Below are 23,199 nucleotides of genomic sequence, written 5' to 3'. Positions count from 1 at the left end.
GGCATGCAACGCAGAGGTTACTTCTTTTTGAATTTGGAACGCAGCTTTGCGATCTCATCTGCAGCATCAGGAAGCCTGAGGACAAAGAGTCCGAAGCAGGGCTTTATGTACACAAAAAGAATCTCTTCCCCTTTAACGCCTATTGGAAGAGAAGCACCTTTGAGCATGACACCACGGATGGTGTATCCTCCCTCAACATGGTAAACCTCATCGCATCTCTCCCGGATGAAGGCTTCGCTCTTCGCAGGTGTAGTGCCTTTAAGCATTATCTCGTAGGGAATATCGTCGATACAGGCCATGGTCTTCCTCATTGACTATACAATAACTAGGCCGGAAACCTTTATACCACTTTCCACTATCCTGCCTACTATTTTACCGCCAGTCATGGAAGCTGCTTTCTCTGCCTGCTCCGGCGGGAGGATGATGACAAAACCCATACCCATATTGAACGTCCTGTACATTTCAAGGGTATCAACATTACCCTCCTTCTGGAGGAGCTTAAAGATGTCATGGGGCTCAATGGGGTCGTAGAAGTCAAACCCCAGGCTGGTCACACGCTTCAGCTTCAAAAGACCACTACCTGTTATATGGGCAAGCCCGTGGACATCGCATTCCTTTATGACATCAAGGATCTCCATATAAATACGAGTGGGTATCAGCAACTCGTCACCAATTGTGGTTGACGGGTTGAAGGGAAAAGGATCATGATATGAATATGAGGAGTTCTCAATGATCTTCCTGACAAGGGTGTACCCATTACTGTGGACTCCTGCGCTTGGTATACCCACAATGGCATCTCCCAGGCGGACTTTCTCGCCGGTGATGATGTCCTCCTTCCTTACCATACCCAGGCATGTGCCAGCAAGGTCAAAGCCGTTTATTATATCGGGCAGAGTGGCAGTCTCCCCTCCCGCGATAGACATGTGGGAGAACTCTGCTCCTTTTTTAAGGCCTTCCCCTATCTGGGAGGCGAAATCCTCATTGTGCTCCTCAAGGGCAAGATAATCGACGAATGAAATGGGCTCTGCGCCTATTGCCAGCAGGTCGTTGACGTTCATTGCTATACAGTCGATGCCCACGGTGTTCCAGCGTTTCATCTCATTGGCTATGAGAACCTTGGAACCCACCCCGTCGGTGGCAAGAGCCAGCGCATATTCCCCGAAGTCAATGAGACCGGCATAATGACCTATGTCAGTCAGTGGCGCACCGAGTCCTGTACGCTTATAGGTCATGCCCTTTGTCAGAGCCCTTATGGTCTTCTCTTCCTCTTCGATGTCTACTCCTGACTCTGCATAGGTTAGCTGCTTATCACTCATTGTTGATCCCTGCATTGACGGTCCAGTTCAAATTCCTTGTGTAGGACCCTTACAGCTTCAATGGCATCCTCAGAACTGACAACAAATGATATGTTATGCTGTGAGGAACCCTGGCTGATCATGATAATATTAATGCCTGCCTTCCCAAGGGCATTGAATACCTTGCCTGCAACGCCTGGTATGCCATCCATGCCTGCGCCTACGACAGCCACAACGCATACGTCCCGGTCATAAGCAACATCCCCTACCACATTGTTGCTGAACTCACGCCTGATGGCAGCAACTGCCTTCTCAAGGTGGTCCTCGTTAACAATAAGGGTCATGTTAGCTTCAGAGGAACCCTGACTGATCATGATAATGTTAACACCTTCGCTGGCCAGTGATGAAAAAACCCTTGCCGCAGTGCCTATAGTACCCATCATGCCGGCGCCAGATATGTTTATAAGAGCTACTTTTTTGATGAGCGTCACAGCTTTTACGACATCCTGCTTTTTATTCTGCTCAGCAACGATGAGAGTACCTTCGAACTCAGGATCGAAGGTGTTTTTTACTCTCACGGGTATCCTGTGCCTGATAGCAGGCTCTATTGTGCGGGGATGAAGGACCTTTGCGCCGAAATAAGAGAGTTCCATTGCCTCTATATAGGATATCCGGGGAATGGACTGAGCTTCCGGCACTATCTTGGGGTCTGTTGTCATGATCCCACCAACTTCCTTCCAGAGCCATATCTCGTCTGCGTTCACTGCAGCGCCGAGGATGGATGCTGAGAAATCGGAGCCACTGCGTCCCAGAGTAGTGATTATCTCCTGGCTGTTCTGGGCGATGAATCCGGTCACCACTGGTATCGAATCTGCCACTAATGGACACAACCTCTCGTTTGCCTGGGAATAGCTTTGCTCAAGGGGCTTTGCATCACCATAATTAGAGTCCGTGGTTATGCCTGCCTCTCCACCAGTGAACGACCTGGAACTGATTCCCAGGGAGCGTATGGAACCGCTGACAATGGGAGCTGCAAGGCGCTCACCATAAGATGAGATATAATCTATTGAACGCGGTGTGAGTTCACCCAGATAGCATATGCCAATAAGGGCTTTTTCAAGCTCATCCAGCCGGCAGTCAAGTGATCCTATACACTCCGCCTGGAGAGCTTCACCATCGACCGCTGCATGGATAGCATCGTAATGTTTCTTAGTTATGTCGGCTATGAATTCCTTGACACGTGTGACTTTTCCGCTAAGAGATACCTCATTTGCTGTGCTTAGCAGACCATCTGTGACACCGCTAAGCGCCGAGGTCACTGCTATAACTTCATTACCGCCCTGATGATACCTCTTTAAGAGCTCTGCGACATGACGGATCTTTTCGCCGTTGGCAACCGACGTACCGCCGAATTTCATTACGATTCTCATAGTTCAACCACGTTTTGATCAATACCGCTTTTGCCAGTATAAAGATACGGACTGATATAAAGATTATGAGTATCCAAAAATGATAAAGAATGATTAAAGAACCTTCGGACCAATATCTCAAGGGGAATAACATTGGAATGCACTCCTGTCAGGAAAATGGTCCTCCCCTTAATTCGCGGTAAATTCGTACTGATACTTGCTTTTATAGAGCTCGTAATGCCTGGATACAATCTCTTCTGACAATTTGCCTTGTATGATATTTCTCCAGGGTCTATCATCCATCTGAACAACAACGGCAAAGTAAACATACTTGAGAGAACGTTACTAACTAATTCCTGTTTATTGAAGTCTTACTGAGGTTAAAATATGAAATATGTAGTACTTATCGGAGACGGCATGGCTGATGAGCCCCTTGAGGAACTTGGCGGAAAGACAGTCCTTCAGAAAGCCAACACACCAAACATGGATCATATAGCAAGGAACGGACGCGCAGGACTTGCCCGGACAGTGCCTGAGGGCATGCACCCAGGCAGCGATGTTGCAAACATGTCCATTATAGGTTACGACCCGAAGAAGTACTACTCTGGCAGGGCACCGCTTGAAGCCGCAAGCATGGGGATCAAGATAGCCGGAGATGATGTGGCCTTCAGGTGTAACCTTATTACGATAAATGACGGGCTTATAGCAGATTACAGCTCCGGGCATATCACAAATGCCGAGGCGAAAGAGCTTATCGAGGCCGTGGATGCGAAACTGGGCAACGCGACTTTCAGTTTCTATCCGGGAATCAGCTATCGCCATCTGCTGGTGAGCAAGGGATCGCTTGGATCTGAAACCAAATGCACACCTCCCCATGACGTTATAGATCAGGAGAGGCTTCTTCACATGCCTGTGGGAAAGGATAGTGAAGTGCTGAGTGAGCTTATCGAAGCTTCGATGCCAATACTGGAAAATCATCCGGTCAATGAGAAAAGGATTAATGAAGGCAAGAACCCCGGTAACTCCATATGGCTCTGGGGTCAGGGATTCGCACCTGCTTTCCCGCTTTTCAGCGAACTTTATGGTCTTAAAGGAGCCATAATATCGGCCGTGGATCTGGTGAACGGCATCGGCATATATGCCGGGCTGGATGTCATAAAGGTCCCCGGGGCCACAGGTTATCTTGATACTAATTACAAGGGGAAGGGTGAATACGCAATGAAAGCCCTGGATGACCATGACTTCGTATTCGTGCATGTCGAAGCGCCTGACGAGGCAGGGCACATGGGAAACCTGAAAGCCAAGATCCAGGCTATAGAGGACTTCGACGAGAAGGTCGTCGGCACAGTCCTGAAAGCAGCCATGGAATATAGTGAAGCTGTCACCATAATGGTACTGCCCGATCATCCAACTCCTGTTGCACGCAGAACGCACACTTCAGTGCCAATACCCTTTGCAGTCTATTCAACTGCCGCAGATGAGCCGGATGACGCTCAGGCCTTTGATGAGGAGTCAGTGAAGAAAGGCTCTTTTGGTACAGTATACGCAGCAGACCTTGTAGGGATTTTGATCAGATCCGGTCAACAATAATTGGAAAGGGAGATGAGTTCCTCCCTGCTTAATCTTCCGAAATTCAAATCCGGTTGACTTTTTTCTTTAATCATCTTTAAATAGAACCATCTTTAAATATAGATAGTGGAGGCGCCTGAAGCAAGTGCTTCCATGTGACTATATGAATTAGAAATGAGGAGTGGCATAATGAGATTTGGACTTACAAGATGGAATCCTTCTTCCGTGGACAGAATGGATCCCTTTGAAGAAATGAGAAGTATGCAGGACCGTCTGAACCAGCTTTTCGGGGAGAGTGAGACTGGTGGAGGATGGATGGATCTTGACACATTCCATCCTCTTGCTGATATCAAAGAGAAGGAGAACAATATAATCGTCACCACAGACCTTCCCGGCATCGAGAAGAAAGATGTTAATATCGACATCAAAGGGAACAGGCTTTGGATCAGCGCAAACACCCAGAGAGAGAACGAAGAAGAAAAAGAAGGTTACCTTATGAAGGAGCGCTCGTTCAAAAGATTTGCCCGTTCCTTAAGCCTGCCTGCTTCTGTGACCGAACAGGGATCAACTGCCAAGATGGAAGATGGTGTGCTCACGATCACACTTCCCAAGGCAGAAGAGGAAGAAAAACATAAGATAATGATAGAATAAGTACTCTAGCACAATATATTTTGCAGTGTTCCCTGAATGTCCACAAGGAAGTGGACATCTTTCTGTTTTCACCTTCTTCAAAAATACGGTCTTAGCGCGGCATCAGTTAGAGTAATCATCATCCTTTGCTCAGTGGGGGTAACTATCATCATCGCCGCGATTTCCTGTTATACGATACTATTATTTATGCCTACTCCTGTTACTCCCCTGAGGAATATCCTGTGAAGATGGAAGCATTTACTGTTGAGAACGTGCCGCTGATCAAAGCGGGAGATGACATAGCATCTATTATCTGCCAGAATGCAGAGATCAGGGATAAAGACATCATTATTATTGCTTCAACAATAGTAGCAAAAGCCGAAGGCAGGGTGTTCAGGCTAGATGACATAGTAGCAGGCGATGAGGCTTGCAGGATAGCACAGGAACATCAGGCGGACCCCCGCTTTATACAGGCCGTGCTTGACAGGAGCCGTGACATATTGATCGAGTCACCCATATTCCTGGTGGAGACAAATAACGGGCATGTGTGCATAAAGGCAGGCATCGACACATCTAATGTAGACAAGGGATTCCTTGTGGATCTCCCGACGGATCCCGATGCAAGTGCTGCGGATATGGGAAAAAGGATCGAGGATATCACAGGCAGGAAGATCAGCGTAATCATAACCGATACCAACGGTCGGGCATTCAAGATCGGACAAACCGGGGTTGCGGTTGGCCTCTATCATATCCATCCAATCAAGAACTGGAAAGGGGAAAAGGACCTTTTTGGGAACATACTTCAGATAACAGAGGAGTCAGTCGCCGATGAGATAGCAGGTGCAGCGAACCTGCTCATGGGAGAAGGGGATGGAGGGTACCCGGTGGTCATCTTAAGAGGTCTGGAACTGCGCTCCGATGACAAATCATCTGTGAAAGAGATGTATCGGGACAACAGTCAGGATATTATCAGAAAAGGACTTTTCAGTCTCAGGCATGCCTAAAAGGGCATGCTGACAACCTCTACACCTGCATCTGCAAAGAAACTTAGTGCATCAGTGTCAGGATAGGGCTGGATATATACCACTCTTTTGATATTCGCGTTTATGATCATCTTGGCACACAGGATGCAGGGCTGGTGTGTGCAGTAAATTGTCGCCGAATCAGTACTCACACCATGGAGTGCCGCCTGAAGTATGGCATTCTGCTCTGCATGAACGGCCCTGCACTTCTCATGACGGGTGCCCGATGCGATATTGTTCTGTTCTCTTATGCAGCCGATATCAAGACAATGTTGCATATTACGCGGGGCACCATTGTAACCTGTAGACAATATTCTCTTATCTCTGGCAATAACAGCGCCAACCCTGTTCCTAAGGCAGGTGGAACGCTTGGCAACCACAGTGGCAATCTCAAGAAAATACTCATCAACGCTTGGTCTGTCTGTCATTCGTTTAGAAGAAATGGCAAGTAGTATATATAAGTTGTAGTGTATGAATAGCAACTACTTTGTTGGCACCAAGAGAGCTAAAAAAGTTTTTTGGAGTATAAAACATGGAACTCGGTTTAACCGAACGTTTAGATTCATTTGTTAAAAGCCACAGTAACCGTCAGCTTGCAGCAATACCCCTTGCCCTTTTCCTCGTATCCGTTATTATACTGGGAATTACTTTTGCAAGCACGGGCTCACCTGTGCAACTTGGAATGGAATTCAAGGGCGGAACATTGGTCTCAGTAGCGACCACCCAGAGTGCGGAGTCGCTTGAGGATCAATTTTCCAGCTATCCCATCATCGATGCCCGCGAAACGGGTTCACGCGTTGTGATGCAATTCGGGCCTATGAGCAACGAAGAACAGAGCCAGTTAGCAAGGGAAGTGACATCTGCATACACGGGCGTGGAGATAAAACAGATAGGACCTGTATATGGAGCAAGCCTTCAGAAACAAGCAGTTATAGCCGTGCTCCTTTCATTCATAGGAATGGCTGCAGTCATATTCCTGATATTCAAGACCTTCGTGCCATCCGGCACCATAGTGTTCACAGCCATGTCAGACATCCTGATAGCTGCCGCATTCATGAATGTGGCAGGTATCGAGCTTTCACTCGGCACGGTTGCCGCCCTGCTGATGCTTATAGGTTATTCAGTGGACAGTAACATCCTGCTCACTACAAGGGTGCTTAAAAGGCGTGGCACGGTCCAAGAGAACATATCTAATGCAATGCAGACAGGCATAACAATGACAACAACAACACTTTCAGCACTTATTGTGATGTACGTGGTCTCAACATATTCATATGTTGTCATCCCGTCCTTTTCACAGATAACACTGTTGTCAGATATCTCTATAGTGCTGATATTCGGACTGGTAGCTGACATGACTAACACATGGCTGCTTAACACATCGATCCTCAGACGGTATGTAACCGGTTCAGGCCAGAGGAGGAGAAAAGCATGAGAGAGGATGAAGAACAGCAAAGTCTCTTCAGGGACTTCAGGGTAATAGTTTTCATAATTGCCATATTTGCCTCGATCATCTTCATCCAGCCAGGATACTCTTCTGAGGAAGGTTTCACTACCGGGCTCAATTACGGACTTGACCTTGAAGGAGGTTCGTGGCTGCAGGTCAAGCTTCAGGGAGCCACGGCGCAGCTTGACGCTGATGCCGAAGCACTGTCTGGCGCAGTACTCAGGAATGAGATTGGCGATAGTATCAATATCGTGAATGTTAACACGGATAACGAACAGCTTGTTGTCACCTTTACAACTACCGAACAGCTTACCACTGCCAGGATGGACCAGCTAGGATTGGGGCAGTCAACTGTTACCAGGGAGAATAACGTAACAGAAGTTGTATTCTACACATCCAAATCAACACTTATCACATCTTACCTCAGCGATACCCTCAAAGCAGAAGTCATTCCCGAAAGGACCGATTCAGGCAGCATTGAATATGAGATAAGGACTCCTGTATCCCAGGAAGACCTGGAAAGGATCATGTCCAATGTTGGCGGGTACATAGTCCGCGGCAGTGATGGTACGCCCATCTACCGTGAAGGTGTAAGGGAAGAAACAAGAGACCTGACAAAGGACATACTGAGTGAGAAACTGAACACCCTCGGACTCAAGGACATACCCGTGAGAGTGGTAGGTGATGATTACATCCTTATTGATTTTGCGGGAATGGACCTTGCCACTGCTCAGGATATCGCATCAAAACCAGGAAAATTCGAAATAAGAATAGCGACACAGGGCAATGCCAGCAGGCATGTGCTCTATGGTGATGAGATCCAGAGTGTCGGAATAGCAGGGTATAATGACAGGGACGGGCAATGGTACACCCCATTCACCCTGACCGATGCCGGAGCACTTGCACTGCAGAGAGCAGCCATTGAAACGGGGGCAACAACTGACCCCATGTCACATAACCTGATAATGTACCTCGATGAGAACGAGGTATACAGTGCACCTCTAAGCTCTTCTGCGGCAGCAACACTATCCCAGTATCCGATATACTCCTGGCAGGCATCCACCGGAGGAGATGAGGAGAGCAGGGCAAAAGCTGAGCAACTGCAGATACACCTGCGCGCCGGGGCGCTTCCCGTTAAGGTGGAGATAATAGGCTCAGGGCAGGTGGACGCCTCCCTGGGTGAGCAGTTCAGGAGCCAGGCCATCTTTGCCGGGCTGATGACCCTGCTTGCAGTTGCAGCAGTCGTTTACAGAAGGTACAGGAAGCCGGAGATACTACTGCCAATGATAGGAATAGTTGTCAGTGAAGTGATAATGATCCTTGGTTTTGCCGGCGCCATCGGATGGCAGCTCGACCTTCCAAGCATTGCGGGTATCATAGCTGTCATGGGTACTGGTATAGACCACCTTGTCATCATCACAGATGAAGTGCTTTACGAAGGCAAGCTCCCTCCGAGAAAAGTATATCTGGCCAGGATAACAAAAGCATTCGCCATCATATTCGCTGCCGCTGCGACAACTGTGATAGCAATGTCCCCGCTGGTAGTAATGGGATTCGGTGCCCTCAAGGGATTCGCAATAACAACTATCGTAGGCGTCCTTATAGGCATACTGATAGCCAGGCCGGTATATGCAAAGATCATCCACAGCGTGCTTGAGGCAAGTGCTGAGAAAGCCGCCAGTAAGTCAGAGTGAACAAAAATAAACAGACAATCGGGTGAGGAAAATGAAAGATCTCTGGACGGTAAAATACAGGCCTTCGAATCTGGATGAAGTATTGGGTAACGAGGAATCCATAGATATGATCCGCAGGCTGGTCCGTTCCAGGAATCTTCCTCACATGGTTTTCCACGGACCTGAGAACACAGGCAAATCCTCGGCCGCCTTTGCACTGGCACACGAAATATATGGTGAAGACTATGAGCGCAACTTCACTTATTTCAACGCCTCTGATTTTTTTGAACAGGGCAAGCGCTACCTTGTGCGAGATAAAAGGTTTTTGCGCATCATAGGCACTGACGACCCTTCTAAGATAACAAAGAGCGTTATTGCTATTTTTAAGGAAATCATCAATGAGTATGCCAGTATGGGACCTATCGATGCAGACTTTAAGATAATATTCATTGATAATGCAGAAGCTTTCAACTCAGATTCCCAACACGCCCTGAGAAGGATAATGGAAAAATACACAGCTACATGCAGATTCGTGCTTTCCACGACACAGCCTTCAAAACTTATAGCACCTCTGAGATCAAGGGGCCTTCAGCTGTTCTTCAGGCATGTGTCGGTAGACAAGCTTGCAGCTTTTATCAGACAGGTTGCAGACAACGAAGGTGTGCCAATATCAGATGACGGGATTGATGCACTTGGCTATCACGCAAATGGGAACGTTGCCATAGCACTTCATACCATGCAGGTGGCATCCCTGCAATCCCAGGGCTCCGGTATCGGGGCACAGGAAATATATGACTGCACTTTGAAGGAAAGGTCAGAGAACATCACTCATCTTTTCCATGCAGCTGTGGCAAAGGATATCATCGAAGCCCGCAAGGCTATAGACGATCTGATCCTGGAGGATGGCATGTCGGGCCAGGAAATCCTCTTGCAGTTACATGCGATGGCAGCATCTTCCAACGAGAGCGATGCGACCATTGCGGGCTGGATAATAAAGATATCTGATGCCGACCTCTGTATGACAGACGCATCCAGTGAGCGAATACAACTGGAAGCCCTCGTAGCAGGTTTTTGCCAGTAATGCAGGGCTGCAGAGGATAGGGCTTACAATAAATGACTGCGCAAGACACTGATTATAATAAAGCATGCAGAGAGATACTTGAGTTGGTTATCGCCGGGAAGATCACCGATCTGCGCCAACTGAACGTGGAGAAGAAGAGAACAGCAAAGAGCTGCAGGCTTGCCAGCCTCCCGAAGAATGCAGACATTATCATGACAGGCAACGAAGAAGAACAGGAAAAGGTAAGGGATATCCTGCAACGAAAACCGGTGCGTACCATATCAGGGGTCGCGGTCATAGCAGCTATGACGTCCCCTGCGCCCTGTCCTCACGGAATATGCGTTCCCTGCCCGGGAGGACCGGATTCGCAATTCAATTCCCCCCAAAGTTACATGGGCAGGGAGCCTTCCACCATGCGTGCGATACAGCACGACTACGACCCTTACAGGATAGTTACTTCCAGGCTTAGGCAGCTAAAGGAGATAGGGCATGAGATAAAGAAAGCCGAACTCATTGTCATGGGCGGCACTTTTTCCGCAAGGTCTGTAGACTACCAGGAATGGTATGCAAAACGCTGTATTGAGGCAATGAACGACTTTTATGGTACTGAGTGGCGCAATGATGCCAATACTATAGGAGAGGCTTGCCCCTATGTCACCCTGGAAGAGGTACACAAGGCCAATGAGACCGCAGAGGTGAGAAATACAGGTATTACCTTTGAGACCAGGCCGGACTGGACAAAGCCTGAACATATTGACAGGATGCTGGAACTTGGAGCTACCAAAGTCGAGATCGGCGTTCAGAGTACTTATGACTTCGTGCTCTCAAGAATGCGCAGAGGGCATACTGTTGCAGACAGCACTGAAGCTAACAGAGTGCTGAGGGACAGTGCCCTTAAGGTAGGATTCCACATGATGCCCGGGCTTCCAGGCATGAATGAGGAAAGCGAGATAAGGAATTTCAAAAGACTGTTCACTGACCCGAGATTCATGCCTGACTATCTTAAGATATACCCCACGCTTGTCACAGAAGGCACAGAACTGCATAAAATGTGGGAGGGCGGAGATTATAGCGCGATAACAGACGAAGACGCTGTGGGGCTTCTGGCGCAGATCAAGTCACTTGTACCGAAATGGGTCCGCCTGCAACGCATACAAAGAGATATTCCTGCTCCCCAGATACTTGCCGGTGTCAGGAAAAGCAACGTGAGACAGCTTGCACAGGACCATCTTGAGCGGCATGGGGGAAGGTGCCGATGTATCAGGTGCCGCGAAGTAGGACATAATATCCTCAAAGGAAGAGAGCCCGATTACGAACATATCGAGCTCACGGTCGAAAGTTATGACTGTTGCGGAGGAAAGGAGCATTTTATTGCTTTTGAGGACACGGTTCAGGATATACTCATAGGCTTCATGAGGCTGCGCTTCCCTTCCATGCCACACCGGGAAGAACTTGAGAATGCTGCTCTGGGAAGAGAGTTGCATGTATATGGTTCCATGGTGGCTGTGGGCGATAGCGCCGGAAAGTTTGACTGGCAGCACAGAGGGTATGGCAGGGAACTAGTTGCATGTGCAGAGGAGATATCCCTTGACGCAGGTTATAGCAAAATGGCAATCCTTAGTGGCATAGGCGTGAGAGGATACTACCGTAAGTTGGGCTATGAACTTGACGGGGTATACATGTCAAGGAAACTGGGATAAGGGAAATGAAAAGATTTATTTTGATTAACCAGTAAACCTGAATAAATATCAGGAAGCATGCTAAATAGCAGATAAAAACAAAAGGGAAAATAATGCCTGAAAACGAAATCCTTGAGGAGATACTTTATAATCTTAAAGAGATCAATTCCAAATTGGACAGGTTGCTGTCAAAAGGAGAAATAGTTCCTTTTTCAAATGAAAAATTGAATGTGAACAGTTCACTGGATGTCATGATGCTGCTTTCACTGCCTGATCATTTGCGTACTACAGCAACCACACTCTTTGAGATCGGACCCGCGACGGCTGAAGATATTGCAGAGATCACCCGCAAGGAAAGAGCTGTTGAAAGCAATTACCTCAATCAGCTTGTACGAATGGAACATGTTGAGAAATACAGAGAAGGAAGGAAAGTGTATTTCCATATCAACAGCAACATGTGTTGATACCCGGAAACTCCTTACATTTTATTATTATTTATCGTGTACATTCAAAGGAAAAGTATTTCTTATCAAAAGTCTAAATTGCTCCAAACTGTTCAGGAGCAGCGAGTTGCTATGACATTCACAATAGCAGTACATTCAGCAAAAGGCGGGACCGGAAAAACGAGTATCTCAGTAAATCTTGCCGCAGCTTATGCTCTTGATGGAAGGAATGTGTGCCTGCTGGATATGGATGTAAGGGGACCGTCTCTGCGTACATTCTTCAAACATGACACATCCGGCATACCCTTCTGGGTCAATGACCTGCTCTCCGGGAAAAGAGGGATCAATGAAGTGGTAGTGGATGTAAGCGGAGAACTTGGGACAAATGGAAAATTCCTTGTTGGCTATTCCAAGGCGGATATAAACGAGATACGAGAACTTGCGAGCAAAGACAGGAAATGGCAGTCTAATGCACTGAAAAATATAATCATCGGGAAAAAAGAACTTATCAGGAACGGGACAGATGTGATCATATTTGATACGGGGCCCGGGGTAGAGTATGAGTCGATCAATGCTGTTGCAGCCTCTGACATCGTCCTGATAGTGCAGAGCCCTACTAAAGCCTGCTTTGATTGTACTGAACAGCTTGTTAATGGAGTCTACAAGTCCCTTAACAAGAAGTGCGCCATAGTCGACAATATGCATCACTGCTCAGTTGATGGGAATGTTCTGCAGCAAAAGCGTTACGACATACCTGTGCTTGTGACGATACCATGCATGTGCAATATTGCAACAAGGAGCCAGGAGATACTGGTCCTTTCAGACAGGGGACATGTGTTTTCCATGGCCATCTCATGCATGAAGCATAAACTGGAAAGTTTTCAATAGACCCTTGGCCGGAAAAGCAGCCTTGTCAGCGTTCATACCCTTCATTTTCAATTATCTGCATTACATCGCGGTTCAAATACTCCTCCAGTTCCTGTGATTTGAGCCTGTCGACATCTTCTTTGAAGTTATCGGAAGACAGGATTAAGTCCCTGTAGATAGCCAGAATGAAAAATGCAATGAGAGTGGCACTCAACGCCAGTATGGCGCGTTCCATTGGATAGAGCAGCACTACGGAAGAAAATGCAGATGCTGGCAGGTCATAAATGTAGGAATAGGCAATGGAGCCTGCGATATGATCCGAGAGGACACCTAAAAGGGCTGCAAAGAACAAATAGATAAAAATAAACGTTTTTGAGTGGATAGACTCTACAACATATTTGCCGACTACTAGAAACGCTATTAATGTGATTATATGGAACCAGGGATAATAGTAAGCTTCCCTGCCGACATCCGTAGAGTACCACAAAAACAACAGGAACCCGTAGATAAGTGCAGCCATACGATGCTGCCTTTGAACTATCAGGCCTGAAACCACTGAGCACAGCATTATGAAGAAGAGAGAGAGCATGCTGAATGCGTTCTTGCTGATATAGCCGGGAGTGTTGAGCTCATGAAGAAACATGCCTGTACCTGAAACAATAGCACCCCAGAAAGGACCGAAAAGCATGCCATTCAACGATCCAAATGCAACCAAGGAGCTTATTCTTGTTCCTTCTATCCCCACTACCCCTGAAAGATCAGGCAGATAGCTCGAGAAATAAGTAAGTATCACACCAAAGAGCAGATAGCTGAATCGAATATTCATTTTAATCCGAGGGCTCGCTGTATGTGGTGGCATGACAAAGAGGGAATGTCATTTTATTTATAAATAGATTTACATAAGAAATGTATCCTGCGAAGGATGAGATAGGCTTCTTTATTGAAAGTGAGAAAAACTTAAATACAAATTGCTGTATGTGTATACAATACTTTGATTATATTTAGAGTTGAATAAATAAAAATTAAGGTTGGATAATAAAGAATAAGATAAACATAAAATAAGGTTTCAATTTGAATATAAAATTACGAATATTAAAAATTATGCATTCCATTGGATTCACACAAAATTGTTAAGATCACTGTCCTCGACGGCTATTTATAAAGCAAGGTCTGCCTAAATAAAAATAGACATTATACGATTAAACTAATTTATACTATGAGTATAATCTTATATGTTTAGGAACCTTTAAATAAAACTTTGTATATACACTAATTTATTACTGGGTAAAATGCTGCACAGTTTGTGGCAAAATAATATGCGCATATTAAAATAAGGTGATAAAACATGAAAATAAGAGTCGTAAGTTCAAAAGATGAGATTAATACGCTTGGACAGAATGAAGAAATCGTACATCTTGCGTTCCGGCCATCTAACACTGATATATTCTCCCTTGTCATGAAATGCCCCAACGTAAAGGCATTACACATCCCAAGCTCCTACAAGAGGACCATTTCAAACTCAGCCAGGATGTACCTTGAAATGCAGGGAATCGACCTTCTTGAAGGCGATGTATGGGGACACCGGAAAGATATCAATGAATACTCAGAGGTTTCACAGAGTGTTTATGACCGTATTGACCAGTACAGGGCAGACGGACTCTCAGACGATGAGATCGAGGACAAGATGGTCAGGGAAACAAGGCTTAGCCCGGATTTTGTTAAATTCCTTGTCAAGCAGAATAACTGAAATGAAATATCCACAAAAGAGATCCTGATTTCCGGAATCAGGGTTTCTATTATATTATCAACTTTTTATCTTCCGGTACCTATGCCCTTTCCCCGCATACCTGAACTACTACTTTTCTTGAGCGAGGACGGTTGTCAAGATCGATAAAAATAATCTGCTGCCATGTACCAAGTAATATGTTCCCCTTGATCACAGGGAAAGATTTGCTTTGCCCAAGCAGTGAAGCCCTTATATGAGAATGTCCGTTCCCGTCGTGCCACTTTTCATGATGTTTATAATACATATCCTGCGGAACAAGGCGGTCCAGGGCTTCCCGAAGATCAGAAACAAGACCCGGCTCATATTCAAGTGTGGTTATTGCAGCTGTGGAACCCGGTGCAAATACCAGAACAGTACCATCAATGATAGAGGATGAGGCAACAATCCCTGCGACACGGGAAGTCACATCTATGATATCAGTGTCCCCTTTAGTATCGAATTCCAGATAACCTGTAAATACCGCCATTACACATCCCGGCTTCATTCCATCCTGGTCAGTTTAAGACCAATTAAGGAAACAACTACTATAAAGACAACAAGCGCAACAACAAAACCATATTCCTGGGACTGCGGGATGTTCTGGTGGACCAGAATGAAAAGTATTGTCAGCAGGATCACAGAGCCTACTGAGGATAGTATTTCCATGTTTCTCTTATTCATCCCCGGATAATTGAAGCATAAAGTACATCAAGTTAACGCAAATACACAGTATTTTTAAATTATAAGGATTATCTTATCCTAAAAAGCAGGTTTTGTATGACAGAGTTTGAAAGAGTACTTGTCCAGTCGTTCAATAAATATTTTGAAGAAAAGAACATAAAAGGCATCGCTCACCGCCTGAAGCAGCACAGGTTCACTGCGCAGTTCCTGGATGTGCTTGTAGATTCACTCAATCCGGACTACTATCTGGGCATAGAGTGCAAGAGTATCTCTGTCGATAAAGGGGCGAAAGCGCTGTATTTCACCCAGCACTTCACTACAGACAAGAACGGTTCACACCAGATAGACAGGATATCTGATTTCCTGAAACGCTCCGGGAGAACAGGTTTTCTTGCTGTGGAACTGAAAATGGGAGTCGGACATTCAAGGGAAGCTTATATCGTTCCCTGGGACGTGCTTGATGCCAGGTTCCATCAGGATGAGATGACCAAATTCACCATCGGAGAGATCCAGGAGTTCTGCAGGATGGAGAGAACAGGAAACAAATACGTAATCGATCCAGATGGCTGGAAGAAGAATTCAAAGGCAATATGATGAGGAAAGATGTCTGACACCATGATACAAATGGCTCAGCGTGCCAGAAGGTGCGCAGAGGAGATAAAGAAACACAAAGAAGTGCAATTGGTGTCGCATATCGATGCCGACGGGATAAGTTCTGCGGCTATCATTGCCAGGTCAATGGAAAGAGCTGGTATCGAGTATGAGATGCTTTTTGTGAAACAGCTTGATGAGAATATCGTCAGGAAGCTTGCAAACGAGAACCCCGAACTTGTGATATTTACAGACCTTGGCAGCGGGCAGATAGAACATATTAACAATTACGGACTGCATGCAGTAGTTGCTGACCATCACCGTCCACAGGGAGATCTGGAAATGCACCTCAACCCTCATCTTTTCGGGGCCAATGGTTCCTTTGAGATCAGCGGCTCAGGGACTGCATTCCTGCTTGCGGAACAGCTCGGAAGTAACAGGGATCTTGCAGACCTTGCCATCGTAGGATGTATTGGAGATATGCAATACCGCAAATATGGCAAACTCGTAAGTCTCAACCGGGAGATACTTGACAATAATCCGGACATCATCACAGCAAAGACAGATATATCCCTTTTCGGCAAGCAGACAAGGCCGGTCTATAAAATGCTGCAGTATTCTTCAGACCCTTATCTGCCGGGGCTTACAGGCAACGAGGACGCTTGCATAGAATTCCTCCGGAAGATAGGATTCCGCTGCGCAGAAGATGAGAGATGGCGCAGGTGGATAGACCTTACAGAGGAAGAAAAAATAAAGGTGACTTCTTCCCTCCTTCAATATTCGGTGAAGAACGGCCTTTCATCATACAGCGTCAACCGCCTGGTCAGCGAGTGCTACATACTCCTGCAGGAAAGTGAAGGAACCGAAATGAGAGACGCCAGCGAATACGCCACTCTACTTAATGCCACTGGACGATACATGAAAGCAGATATCGGAATGGCTGTCTGCATGGGGAACAGGGGAGAGGCTTATGAGGATTCGAAGAAGCTCCTGGGCGAGCACCGCAAGAACCTTGTGGACGGCCTTAACTTTGTCAGGGAAAAAGGAGTAACTCAGTTATCGAACCTCCAATATTTCGATGCAGGTAGCTCTATACCGGAAACTATTGTCGGGATAGTTGCGGGTATGAGCCATGCATCCAACAACCGGCATCTCCCCATCGTAGCATTTGCCGATAAGGAGGACGGACATAAGGTATCTGCAAGAGGCACACAGGAGCTTGTGAACAAAGGGCTCAACCTTTCAGAAGCCATCAGCCAGGTGTGCCAGGAGATCGGAGGCGCCGGAGGAGGGCATGACATTGCTGCGGGTGCAACAGTACCTTTTGGTAAAAAAGAGGAATTCATTGAGCGACTGAATGAGCTCATAGCCAGGCAGATAACAGGCCGCACCTGATATTTCCAAAGCGCATTGGAAGGATATACATTGGCATCGCTTAGATGCTTGATGCTTACAGTTCCCTGATATGTTTCATTTCACTGAAGCTCATCAGAGTGGACATTGCATTGGTCCTGATGGAAATGCCGTGCTCCTGGACAATAGCCATGGGGTTCGTGCCCCCTATGACCACGATGCCCAGGTGGTCCCTTTCCACAGGTATATCCAGTATCCTTGTATTGGGCTCACCCACCTCAAGTATGCCTGTTATACCTGCCTCGACCATATCGGAAAGAGTGCTGTCGATGATGTCCCGTGCGATCATGGGGGCTTCCCTTAAGTTCGCAAGGATCTTGCCCGTCCCGGTCCTGAGCATTTCCATGACAGATGTGAGTTCCTGTGACATCAGTACTTCCAGGGGGTCTATTGTAGTGCTTTGATAAGTGAGCACATTGGTAAACCTTACAGGCAGGCCTTCCCGGATCTCCACCAGACCGCCAAATTTAGGTTTTATCATCACACCGGATTTAAGGAGGATTCCGTCGATAGTTATACTGCATACCGTTGCAAAACCGACCTCGTTCTTCCCTATGATCATGTTCCCTATCGCATCTCCTTCACGGAAGACCTTTATCATTGGACTCACCGTGAGACCGCTATTCATCGCCATACTGAATATCTTGATGACATCATCGTAATCTTTGCTGCTGATGAGGGAAAGATTAACTATCACGTCCCCTTCACGGGTCCTGGGGTCAAATGTAGTCCTGAACATCAGGTCCTCTATCCTGGCAGAAGTAAACTGTATACGACCATTTTTTTGCAACGATACACCTCTAACCGTTCTAATAACTCGGACCATTTATATGTTCGCACATAAAAAGTTACTTTCCTGCAATAGCTTTCTCAAACACGGACGAGTAATCCTGCGGTTCTCCCAGGAATGCCAACTGGGATACATCATTGACAAGTTCGTACATATCCTTTCCTGCAAAAAGTCCCAGTTCCGGATAATCCATGACATCCATGAACCGAATGGGCGGAACATCCTGATAGCGGGTATTCCTGACGAATCCTTCCACAAGCAGGTAGTAGGCCCCTCCTGAAAGTTCCTTGATAGTCCCGTATATGGAGGAAAAATCCCTGTACACCCAGTTTGCCATCTTCAGGGTCTCACCGGTAGCGTTGATGGTTATATGCCCGTATCCCGGAGGTATGAGCACACAATCTCCCTTCTTTGCGTTGTAGACCATTACATCAGTTATCATGTCACCTTCCTGCTTCTGCAGCAGGTAAGTAGCTTTGCCCTCAAGCACCTGGTAAACTTCAGTGTATGAAAGCTCAGTTCCCGGAACATGGGGGTGATAATGGCCGGCGGTCTTTATATATTCCCTGCCCAGCATCCTTGGAGGTATTATCGTGATATCATATCTTAGGTTGTGCCTGCTGATGAGCTCATGCTCAGAGTTGTTCCTGTACAGGTTCCTGTACATGTAGTACAATTCCATATTTTCAGCGGATATGAGCCATTCCCTGTCAAAGAGAACCTCGGACATATCGTAAAGCATCCTGACATCAGGAGTCCTGATGTTGCCATAAAAATCAAGTTCATTTCCCATTTTAACTCACCCTTAAAACACTAACTCTGATTAACTTTCAAACTTCCTACAAGAAGGTAGGAACCCAAGATATTTTAATTTTGGGTCTTAAGATATTCATGGATAGACTCTGCAATCTTCTTGTTTATCCCTTTGACCTCTGTCAGGGCCTGGACAGACGCAGACCTTATGTTATCCACTGAACCAAAGTGTTCGAGCAATAGTTTCTTTTTACCGGGGCCGATACCAGGTATCGCATCGATCTCGGAATGAGTCAGTGTCGCAGATCTCCTGCGGCGATGGGATGTGACGGCAAAACGATGGGCTTCATCCCGGATATGCATCAAGAGCTTGAGCGCGGAAGAGGTCTTGGGAAGGATGATAACTTCCTCAGGACCTTTCCTGGGAGTTATGATATGCTCAAAGCGTTTTGCAAGTCCTATAAGAGGAATATCAAGCCCGAGGGAATCCAGGGAAGACTTTGCCGCACCTACCTGACCCGGACCCCCGTCTATAAGAACCAGGTCCGGCAGAGGCGCATTTTCCTTTATCAGACGTGTGTACCTGCGGGTAACCACCTCGGCCATCATTGCAAAATCATCTATTCCCTTCACTGTCCTGATATTATGCTGGCGGTATTTGCTGTTTGAAGGGAGGCCGTTCTCGAATATCACCATCGAGCCCACCGCATTGGTACCGGAAATATTGGATATGTCAAAACCCTCTATATGCTGAGGCAGTTTCTCAAGTGATAACACTTCCTGAAGTTCTTTAAGTGCAGCCTGTGCAGCAACAGACGGACCGGGTCTCAGCTCAGCCACCCTCATAGCCATTTCCGCATTACGGACAGCCATTTCAAGCATCTTCTTCTTATCGCCTTTTTGGGGCACATGCAATTTGACTTCCCTGCCGGACCTGCCGCTAAGCCATGTCATGATGAGTTCTTTCTCAGGTACCTCATATTGCACAAGTATCTCAGGAGGGATGGGAGAGTCCTGATAATACTGTTTGATAAATGTGGCAAGGGCTTCAGGTATCTCTTTGGAGCCTTCAGCGCCGACAAGAGAGAAATCGGCCTTCCCCACCATACTTCCGTGCCTTATGTAGAATATCTGGAGGAACACCACGGTTTCGTCAGATACCGCTGCAATGACATCCCTGTCATCCGTGCCCGAGGTTGCAATCTGTTGCTGGCTGAGGCATCTCACTCCTTCTATCTGGTCACGCACCTCTGCAGCGGATTCATAATCCTGCTGCTGTGCAAGCAGATGCATCCGCTCTTCCAGTTGTCTCAGCAGGCCGGAGGTATCGCCTTTCAAAAAGCGCACAGCTTCCATAATTCGAACTCGGTATTCACTCTCTACCATTGCGCCCCTGCATGGGGCAGCACATAACTTTATGTGGTAGTTGAGGCAGGGTCTTGTCCTTCCTGCAACGATGGGTTTTCGGCATTTGCGCAACTGGAATATTCTCGATATGAGTTCCAGAGTACTGTGAATAGCCCTGGAATTAGTGTAAGGGCCGAAATAGAGAGCATTATCCATCAGCCTTCTGCGTGTAAGGAATATGCGCGGAAATTTTTCATTGACAGTTACCTTGACATAAGGATAACGCTTGTCATCTTTCAGCCGCACGTTATAGCGAGGCTTGTATTTTTTGATAAGGTTGGCTTCAAGTACAAGAGCATCTATTTCAGTGGCTGTCAGTATGAACTCGATGTCCTCAATATGCCTGACAAGCACCTTTGTTTTGGGTGTATGACCGGCAGAGGATTGGAAATAAGAACGTACTCTTCTGGAAAGGGATATCGCCTTTCCGACGTAGATGATATCTCCGGATACATCTTTCATGAGATATACACCGGGAGAATCAGGTATCTTGCTTAGATCGGGAACCATATCATCTGCAGTCTGCAAACTTGTTATCGATAAATCTTTGAAGGGTCATCTGCATTATAGTTTCGAGGTTAACTATATCGGCTCTGTTGTACTCAAGGAGTAGTTCAAGTGCTTCCTCATCACCTCTTTCGTATTGATGCCACAGGCGCACTGCATCAAAGCCAGAAATCCCTGCAACATCCTCGCTTCTGGTGATTCCAAGCTCCACTTCGATCTTTTTAAGGCCGCCTGTAAGAGAGATGCGCCTCAGAGGATACATCAGGTCTGCATGAAGCTTATTCATGTCAACCTGGGGGAATTCGCGCTTGATAAAAGGAAGATCGAACCTTGCGCCGTTGAAGGTGACAAGGAAATCGTATTTCTCAAACTCCTCGACTATATCGTCCATATCTATGCCCCGGACGAATGTCTTTGCCTCTTTTCCATCATATATACCGATGACTGTTATGTGCGAATGACAGGGTGAAAGACCTGTAGTCTCAATGTCTACATAAGCGACTTTATCCCCGAACTCAGGGAAAGCACGCCAATGCTCCACGCCAGGGAGTGAACGGGCAAAGAACTCACAGTCATGTGACACTAGACGCTCACGGGATTCCTCTATTCCCGGAATAATGAGCTCCATCTTGGAACGCGGTATGTGAAGGTCGCTTTTTTTATCCAGGAACTCATCCCATGTCCTGATGCCACTTGCCCATATCTTTTTTTCCACCGTGGCCCCTACCCTGGGAATATGGATGTATGTACTGGTGAGCATTTATTTCACTTAACCTGTTAGGTCTGATATATGATAAATCATAACGTTCCACCGGGAAATTTACAAATACGATCATTCTTTATATAATGCACCCCGGCCATGGATAAAGGCTTAAGGGTATGACTTGATAATTAAGCAGGGATAACTTATGAAAGTCTCAATAATTGGAGCCGGAAATGTGGGAGCCACGACAGCGCAGCGTCTTGCTGAGCTTGATATTGCGGATGTCATGATGCTGGATGTAGTGGATGGCCTGGCGCAGGGCAAAGCACTGGATATCGCCCAGGCAGCGCCTGTCATGGGATACAATGTGGATGTTGCGGGTACTAATGACTACAGCGATATTAGCGGTTCTGACATTGTCATTGTGACTGCAGGTATTGCCCGGAAACCCGGAATGGACAGGGATGACCTGCTTACAACAAACATAAAGATAACCAGAGAAGTTTGCAGTCATATTCAGGAACATACGCCTGGTGCCATCATCATGACAGTTACAAATCCCCTTGATGTGACAACATATGCAGCTGTAAAGTGTACACAGCAGGAAAGAGGAAGGGTATTCGGGATGAGCGGGCTTCTGGACTCCAGCAGATTTGCGACCTTCATAGCAAAAGAGATTCAATGCAACGTGAGAGATGTCAATGCAATGGTCCTTGGCGGACATGGGGATTCCATGGTGCCTTTGCCCGAATATACCACCGTTTCGGGAATACCGCTTCCAGGGCTGATGGAAAAAGAAACTATTGACCGGCTGGTGCAAAGAACTGTCAATGCGGGAGCGGAGATAGTAGGTCACCTGAAGACAGGCAGTGCATTCTATGCGCCATCTGCGGCAGTTGCAATCATGACCGAAGCAATCCTCAAGGATACAAAAAAGATCGTGCCGGCGTCTGTCTATCTTGATGGCGAGTACGGCCTCAGGGACATTTGCCTGGGAGTTCCCGTAAAGATCGGAAAAAGAGGCGCTGAAGAAATAATAGAGCTTAAGCTTACCGTGGATCAGGAGCATGCATTGAAGCAGTCTGCAGAAGATGTGCGCCGTAGCATATTAAAAATATAAATATGATGATGGCTGTATTAGATATTAGCAAAATTAATAAATACGGCACCGGCACTTACATACAAATATTGATATATAAGTAAAATATAAGTAAGAAGGGATACCATGCGTGCAGACATAACTTCACTCTTCGGATTGAACATTTACACCGATACAGGCACATATGTAGGCAAGGTTGCCGATCTTGTGTTGGACGTTGATGAAAGGACGGTAAGGGGAATAGCAGTTTCCTCCATAAACAAGGATATATTCGACGTCACTTCTAAGGGTGTCATAATACCCTACAGATGGGTAGTCACAACAGGCGACATAGTCCTTATCAGGAACATTGTGGACAGGTTCAGAAAACCGGCCAAGCAAGAGCCTGAAGAATGA

General features: G+C 46.6%; 25 protein-coding genes. 14 read left to right on the top strand and 11 right to left on the bottom strand.

Annotated features, from left to right (window positions below; all coding sequences use genetic code 11):
• Positions 1–17: 17 nt before the first annotated feature.
• The 3 genes from Q8J68_RS10205 to Q8J68_RS10195 are packed head-to-tail and all read right to left on the bottom strand — an operon-like array spanning position 18 to position 2,725.
• On the bottom strand, positions 18–299 hold the full coding sequence (locus tag Q8J68_RS10205) for a DUF1894 domain-containing protein (protein ID WP_305311413.1): 282 nt from the start codon (positions 297–299) through the stop codon (positions 18–20).
• A gap of 15 nt (positions 300–314) precedes the next feature.
• Positions 315–1,316: a phosphoribosylformylglycinamidine cyclo-ligase gene (purM, locus tag Q8J68_RS10200; RefSeq protein ID WP_305311412.1), complete on the bottom strand. Its 1,002-nt coding sequence runs from the start codon at positions 1,314–1,316 to the stop codon at positions 315–317.
• On the bottom strand, positions 1,313–2,725 hold the full coding sequence (locus Q8J68_RS10195) for an aspartate kinase (protein WP_305311411.1): 1,413 nt from the start codon (positions 2,723–2,725) through the stop codon (positions 1,313–1,315). Before Q8J68_RS10195 ends, purM begins: the two co-directional genes overlap by 4 nt.
• Positions 2,726–3,091: 366 nt before the next feature.
• Here Q8J68_RS10195 and Q8J68_RS10190 point away from each other — a divergent pair, with 366 nt between their 5' ends.
• The 3 genes from Q8J68_RS10190 (at position 3,092) to Q8J68_RS10180 (ending at position 5,907) form a co-directional block, all read left to right on the top strand.
• Positions 3,092–4,294: a cofactor-independent phosphoglycerate mutase gene (locus Q8J68_RS10190; protein WP_305311410.1), complete on the top strand. Its 1,203-nt coding sequence runs from the start codon at positions 3,092–3,094 to the stop codon at positions 4,292–4,294.
• Between the two features lie 168 nt (positions 4,295–4,462).
• On the top strand, positions 4,463–4,924 hold the full coding sequence (locus tag Q8J68_RS10185; protein WP_305311409.1) for an Hsp20/alpha crystallin family protein: 462 nt from the start codon (positions 4,463–4,465) through the stop codon (positions 4,922–4,924).
• Positions 4,925–5,145: 221 nt separating this feature from the next.
• Positions 5,146–5,907, top strand: a complete 762-nt coding sequence (locus tag Q8J68_RS10180; protein ID WP_305311408.1) for a coenzyme F420-0:L-glutamate ligase — start codon at positions 5,146–5,148, stop codon at positions 5,905–5,907.
• Here the strand turns inward: Q8J68_RS10180 and Q8J68_RS10175 are convergent.
• Entirely contained in the window at positions 5,904–6,353 is a 450-nt protein-coding gene (locus Q8J68_RS10175) for a cytidine/deoxycytidylate deaminase family protein (RefSeq protein ID WP_015054084.1), read from the bottom strand. The two genes, Q8J68_RS10180 and Q8J68_RS10175, sit on opposite strands and share 4 nt — an antisense overlap.
• 104 nt (positions 6,354–6,457) lie before the next feature.
• Here Q8J68_RS10175 and Q8J68_RS10170 point away from each other — a divergent pair, with 104 nt between their 5' ends.
• From Q8J68_RS10170 to Q8J68_RS10145, 6 genes are all read left to right on the top strand, one after another.
• Positions 6,458–7,360, top strand: coding sequence for a protein translocase subunit SecF (locus Q8J68_RS10170; RefSeq protein WP_305311407.1), 903 nt, complete (start codon positions 6,458–6,460; stop codon positions 7,358–7,360).
• On the top strand, positions 7,357–9,066 hold the full coding sequence (locus Q8J68_RS10165; protein ID WP_305311406.1) for a preprotein translocase subunit SecD: 1,710 nt from the start codon (positions 7,357–7,359) through the stop codon (positions 9,064–9,066). Before Q8J68_RS10170 ends, Q8J68_RS10165 begins: the two co-directional genes overlap by 4 nt.
• 31 nt (positions 9,067–9,097) lie before the next feature.
• Entirely contained in the window at positions 9,098–10,126 is a 1,029-nt protein-coding gene (locus Q8J68_RS10160) for an AAA family ATPase (protein WP_305311405.1), read from the top strand.
• A gap of 32 nt (positions 10,127–10,158) precedes the next feature.
• Positions 10,159–11,805, top strand: coding sequence for a tRNA uridine(34) 5-carboxymethylaminomethyl modification radical SAM/GNAT enzyme Elp3 (locus tag Q8J68_RS10155; RefSeq protein WP_305311404.1), 1,647 nt, complete (start codon positions 10,159–10,161; stop codon positions 11,803–11,805).
• Between the two features lie 92 nt (positions 11,806–11,897).
• Positions 11,898–12,248 (top strand): helix-turn-helix domain-containing protein, encoded by a 351-nt coding sequence (locus tag Q8J68_RS10150; protein WP_305311403.1) that lies wholly within the window; start codon positions 11,898–11,900, stop codon positions 12,246–12,248.
• Between the two features lie 111 nt (positions 12,249–12,359).
• A complete protein-coding gene (locus Q8J68_RS10145) occupies positions 12,360–13,115 on the top strand; it encodes a ParA family protein (protein ID WP_305311402.1) in 756 nt (251 codons plus the stop codon).
• 25 nt (positions 13,116–13,140) lie between these two features.
• Here Q8J68_RS10145 and Q8J68_RS10140 read toward each other — a convergent pair whose 3' ends face one another.
• Positions 13,141–13,953, bottom strand: coding sequence for a hypothetical protein (locus Q8J68_RS10140; RefSeq protein WP_305311401.1), 813 nt, complete (start codon positions 13,951–13,953; stop codon positions 13,141–13,143).
• Between the two features lie 486 nt (positions 13,954–14,439).
• On the opposite strand from Q8J68_RS10140, the gene Q8J68_RS10135 reads away from it, so the two are divergent.
• Positions 14,440–14,841 (top strand): DUF1699 family protein, encoded by a 402-nt coding sequence (locus tag Q8J68_RS10135; RefSeq protein ID WP_015054076.1) that lies wholly within the window; start codon positions 14,440–14,442, stop codon positions 14,839–14,841.
• A 79-nt stretch (positions 14,842–14,920) separates the two neighbouring features.
• Here Q8J68_RS10135 and Q8J68_RS10130 read toward each other — a convergent pair whose 3' ends face one another.
• Together Q8J68_RS10130 and Q8J68_RS10125 are read right to left on the bottom strand one after the other, a co-directional pair.
• A complete protein-coding gene (locus tag Q8J68_RS10130) occupies positions 14,921–15,346 on the bottom strand; it encodes a secondary thiamine-phosphate synthase enzyme YjbQ (protein ID WP_305311400.1) in 426 nt (141 codons plus the stop codon).
• Between the two features lie 14 nt (positions 15,347–15,360).
• Positions 15,361–15,540 carry a hypothetical protein gene (locus tag Q8J68_RS10125; protein WP_305311399.1) on the bottom strand — a complete coding sequence of 60 codons (180 nt, stop codon included), beginning with the start codon at positions 15,538–15,540 and terminating at the stop codon, positions 15,361–15,363.
• A gap of 96 nt (positions 15,541–15,636) precedes the next feature.
• Here Q8J68_RS10125 and Q8J68_RS10120 point away from each other — a divergent pair, with 96 nt between their 5' ends.
• The gene (locus tag Q8J68_RS10120) at positions 15,637–16,134 is read left to right on the top strand and encodes a hypothetical protein (RefSeq protein WP_015054073.1); all 498 of its coding nucleotides are present in this window, start codon (positions 15,637–15,639) and stop codon (positions 16,132–16,134) included.
• A gap of 9 nt (positions 16,135–16,143) precedes the next feature.
• Positions 16,144–17,526, top strand: a complete 1,383-nt coding sequence (locus tag Q8J68_RS10115; RefSeq protein WP_305311398.1) for a DHH family phosphoesterase — start codon at positions 16,144–16,146, stop codon at positions 17,524–17,526.
• A gap of 55 nt (positions 17,527–17,581) precedes the next feature.
• Here Q8J68_RS10115 and Q8J68_RS10110 read toward each other — a convergent pair whose 3' ends face one another.
• From Q8J68_RS10110 to Q8J68_RS10095, 4 genes are all read right to left on the bottom strand, one after another.
• Positions 17,582–18,334, bottom strand: a complete 753-nt coding sequence (locus Q8J68_RS10110) for a DUF128 domain-containing protein (protein ID WP_305311397.1) — start codon at positions 18,332–18,334, stop codon at positions 17,582–17,584.
• Positions 18,335–18,392: 58 nt separating this feature from the next.
• Positions 18,393–19,127: a glucose-6-phosphate isomerase family protein gene (locus Q8J68_RS10105; protein ID WP_305311396.1), complete on the bottom strand. Its 735-nt coding sequence runs from the start codon at positions 19,125–19,127 to the stop codon at positions 18,393–18,395.
• 74 nt (positions 19,128–19,201) lie between these two features.
• Positions 19,202–21,004 carry an excinuclease ABC subunit UvrC gene (uvrC, locus tag Q8J68_RS10100; RefSeq protein ID WP_305311395.1) on the bottom strand — a complete coding sequence of 601 codons (1,803 nt, stop codon included), beginning with the start codon at positions 21,002–21,004 and terminating at the stop codon, positions 19,202–19,204.
• Between the two features lies 1 nt (position 21,005).
• A complete protein-coding gene (locus Q8J68_RS10095) occupies positions 21,006–21,761 on the bottom strand; it encodes a ribonuclease H-like domain-containing protein (protein ID WP_305311394.1) in 756 nt (251 codons plus the stop codon).
• Between the two features lie 148 nt (positions 21,762–21,909).
• Here Q8J68_RS10095 and mdh point away from each other — a divergent pair, with 148 nt between their 5' ends.
• Positions 21,910–22,824, top strand: a complete 915-nt coding sequence (mdh, locus tag Q8J68_RS10090) for a malate dehydrogenase (protein ID WP_305311393.1) — start codon at positions 21,910–21,912, stop codon at positions 22,822–22,824.
• Between the two features lie 105 nt (positions 22,825–22,929).
• On the top strand, positions 22,930–23,199 hold the full coding sequence (locus Q8J68_RS10085) for a PRC-barrel domain-containing protein (protein WP_015054065.1): 270 nt from the start codon (positions 22,930–22,932) through the stop codon (positions 23,197–23,199).

This window comes from Methanolobus sp. (assembly GCF_030682845.1).
GTDB lineage: Archaea > Halobacteriota > Methanosarcinia > Methanosarcinales > Methanosarcinaceae > Methanolobus.
Note: the sequence above shows the minus strand (reverse complement) of the source record. Positions and strands in the feature narration are given on the sequence as shown.

Coding starts and splice junctions, on each gene's coding strand:
- mdh (WP_305311393.1), top strand. CDS start 21,910: ATGAAAGTCTCAATAATTGGAGCCGGAAATGTGGGAGCCACGACAGCG.
- Q8J68_RS10205 (WP_305311413.1), bottom strand. CDS start 299: ATGGCCTGTATCGACGATATTCCCTACGAGATAATGCTTAAAGGCACT.
- Q8J68_RS10175 (WP_015054084.1), bottom strand. CDS start 6,353: ATGACAGACAGACCAAGCGTTGATGAGTATTTTCTTGAGATTGCCACT.
- Q8J68_RS10105 (WP_305311396.1), bottom strand. CDS start 19,127: ATGGGAAATGAACTTGATTTTTATGGCAACATCAGGACTCCTGATGTC.
- Q8J68_RS10130 (WP_305311400.1), bottom strand. CDS start 15,346: ATGGCGGTATTTACAGGTTATCTGGAATTCGATACTAAAGGGGACACT.
- Q8J68_RS10115 (WP_305311398.1), top strand. CDS start 16,144: ATGTCTGACACCATGATACAAATGGCTCAGCGTGCCAGAAGGTGCGCA.
- Q8J68_RS10140 (WP_305311401.1), bottom strand. CDS start 13,953: ATGCCACCACATACAGCGAGCCCTCGGATTAAAATGAATATTCGATTC.
- Q8J68_RS10150 (WP_305311403.1), top strand. CDS start 11,898: ATGCCTGAAAACGAAATCCTTGAGGAGATACTTTATAATCTTAAAGAG.
- Q8J68_RS10165 (WP_305311406.1), top strand. CDS start 7,357: ATGAGAGAGGATGAAGAACAGCAAAGTCTCTTCAGGGACTTCAGGGTA.
- Q8J68_RS10155 (WP_305311404.1), top strand. CDS start 10,159: ATGACTGCGCAAGACACTGATTATAATAAAGCATGCAGAGAGATACTT.
- Q8J68_RS10170 (WP_305311407.1), top strand. CDS start 6,458: ATGGAACTCGGTTTAACCGAACGTTTAGATTCATTTGTTAAAAGCCAC.
- Q8J68_RS10145 (WP_305311402.1), top strand. CDS start 12,360: ATGACATTCACAATAGCAGTACATTCAGCAAAAGGCGGGACCGGAAAA.
- Q8J68_RS10190 (WP_305311410.1), top strand. CDS start 3,092: ATGAAATATGTAGTACTTATCGGAGACGGCATGGCTGATGAGCCCCTT.
- Q8J68_RS10185 (WP_305311409.1), top strand. CDS start 4,463: ATGAGATTTGGACTTACAAGATGGAATCCTTCTTCCGTGGACAGAATG.
- Q8J68_RS10120 (WP_015054073.1), top strand. CDS start 15,637: ATGACAGAGTTTGAAAGAGTACTTGTCCAGTCGTTCAATAAATATTTT.
- Q8J68_RS10195 (WP_305311411.1), bottom strand. CDS start 2,725: ATGAGAATCGTAATGAAATTCGGCGGTACGTCGGTTGCCAACGGCGAA.
- Q8J68_RS10085 (WP_015054065.1), top strand. CDS start 22,930: ATGCGTGCAGACATAACTTCACTCTTCGGATTGAACATTTACACCGAT.
- Q8J68_RS10160 (WP_305311405.1), top strand. CDS start 9,098: ATGAAAGATCTCTGGACGGTAAAATACAGGCCTTCGAATCTGGATGAA.
- Q8J68_RS10135 (WP_015054076.1), top strand. CDS start 14,440: ATGAAAATAAGAGTCGTAAGTTCAAAAGATGAGATTAATACGCTTGGA.
- Q8J68_RS10125 (WP_305311399.1), bottom strand. CDS start 15,540: ATGAATAAGAGAAACATGGAAATACTATCCTCAGTAGGCTCTGTGATC.
- purM (WP_305311412.1), bottom strand. CDS start 1,316: ATGAGTGATAAGCAGCTAACCTATGCAGAGTCAGGAGTAGACATCGAA.
- uvrC (WP_305311395.1), bottom strand. CDS start 21,004: ATGGTTCCCGATCTAAGCAAGATACCTGATTCTCCCGGTGTATATCTC.
- Q8J68_RS10095 (WP_305311394.1), bottom strand. CDS start 21,761: ATGCTCACCAGTACATACATCCATATTCCCAGGGTAGGGGCCACGGTG.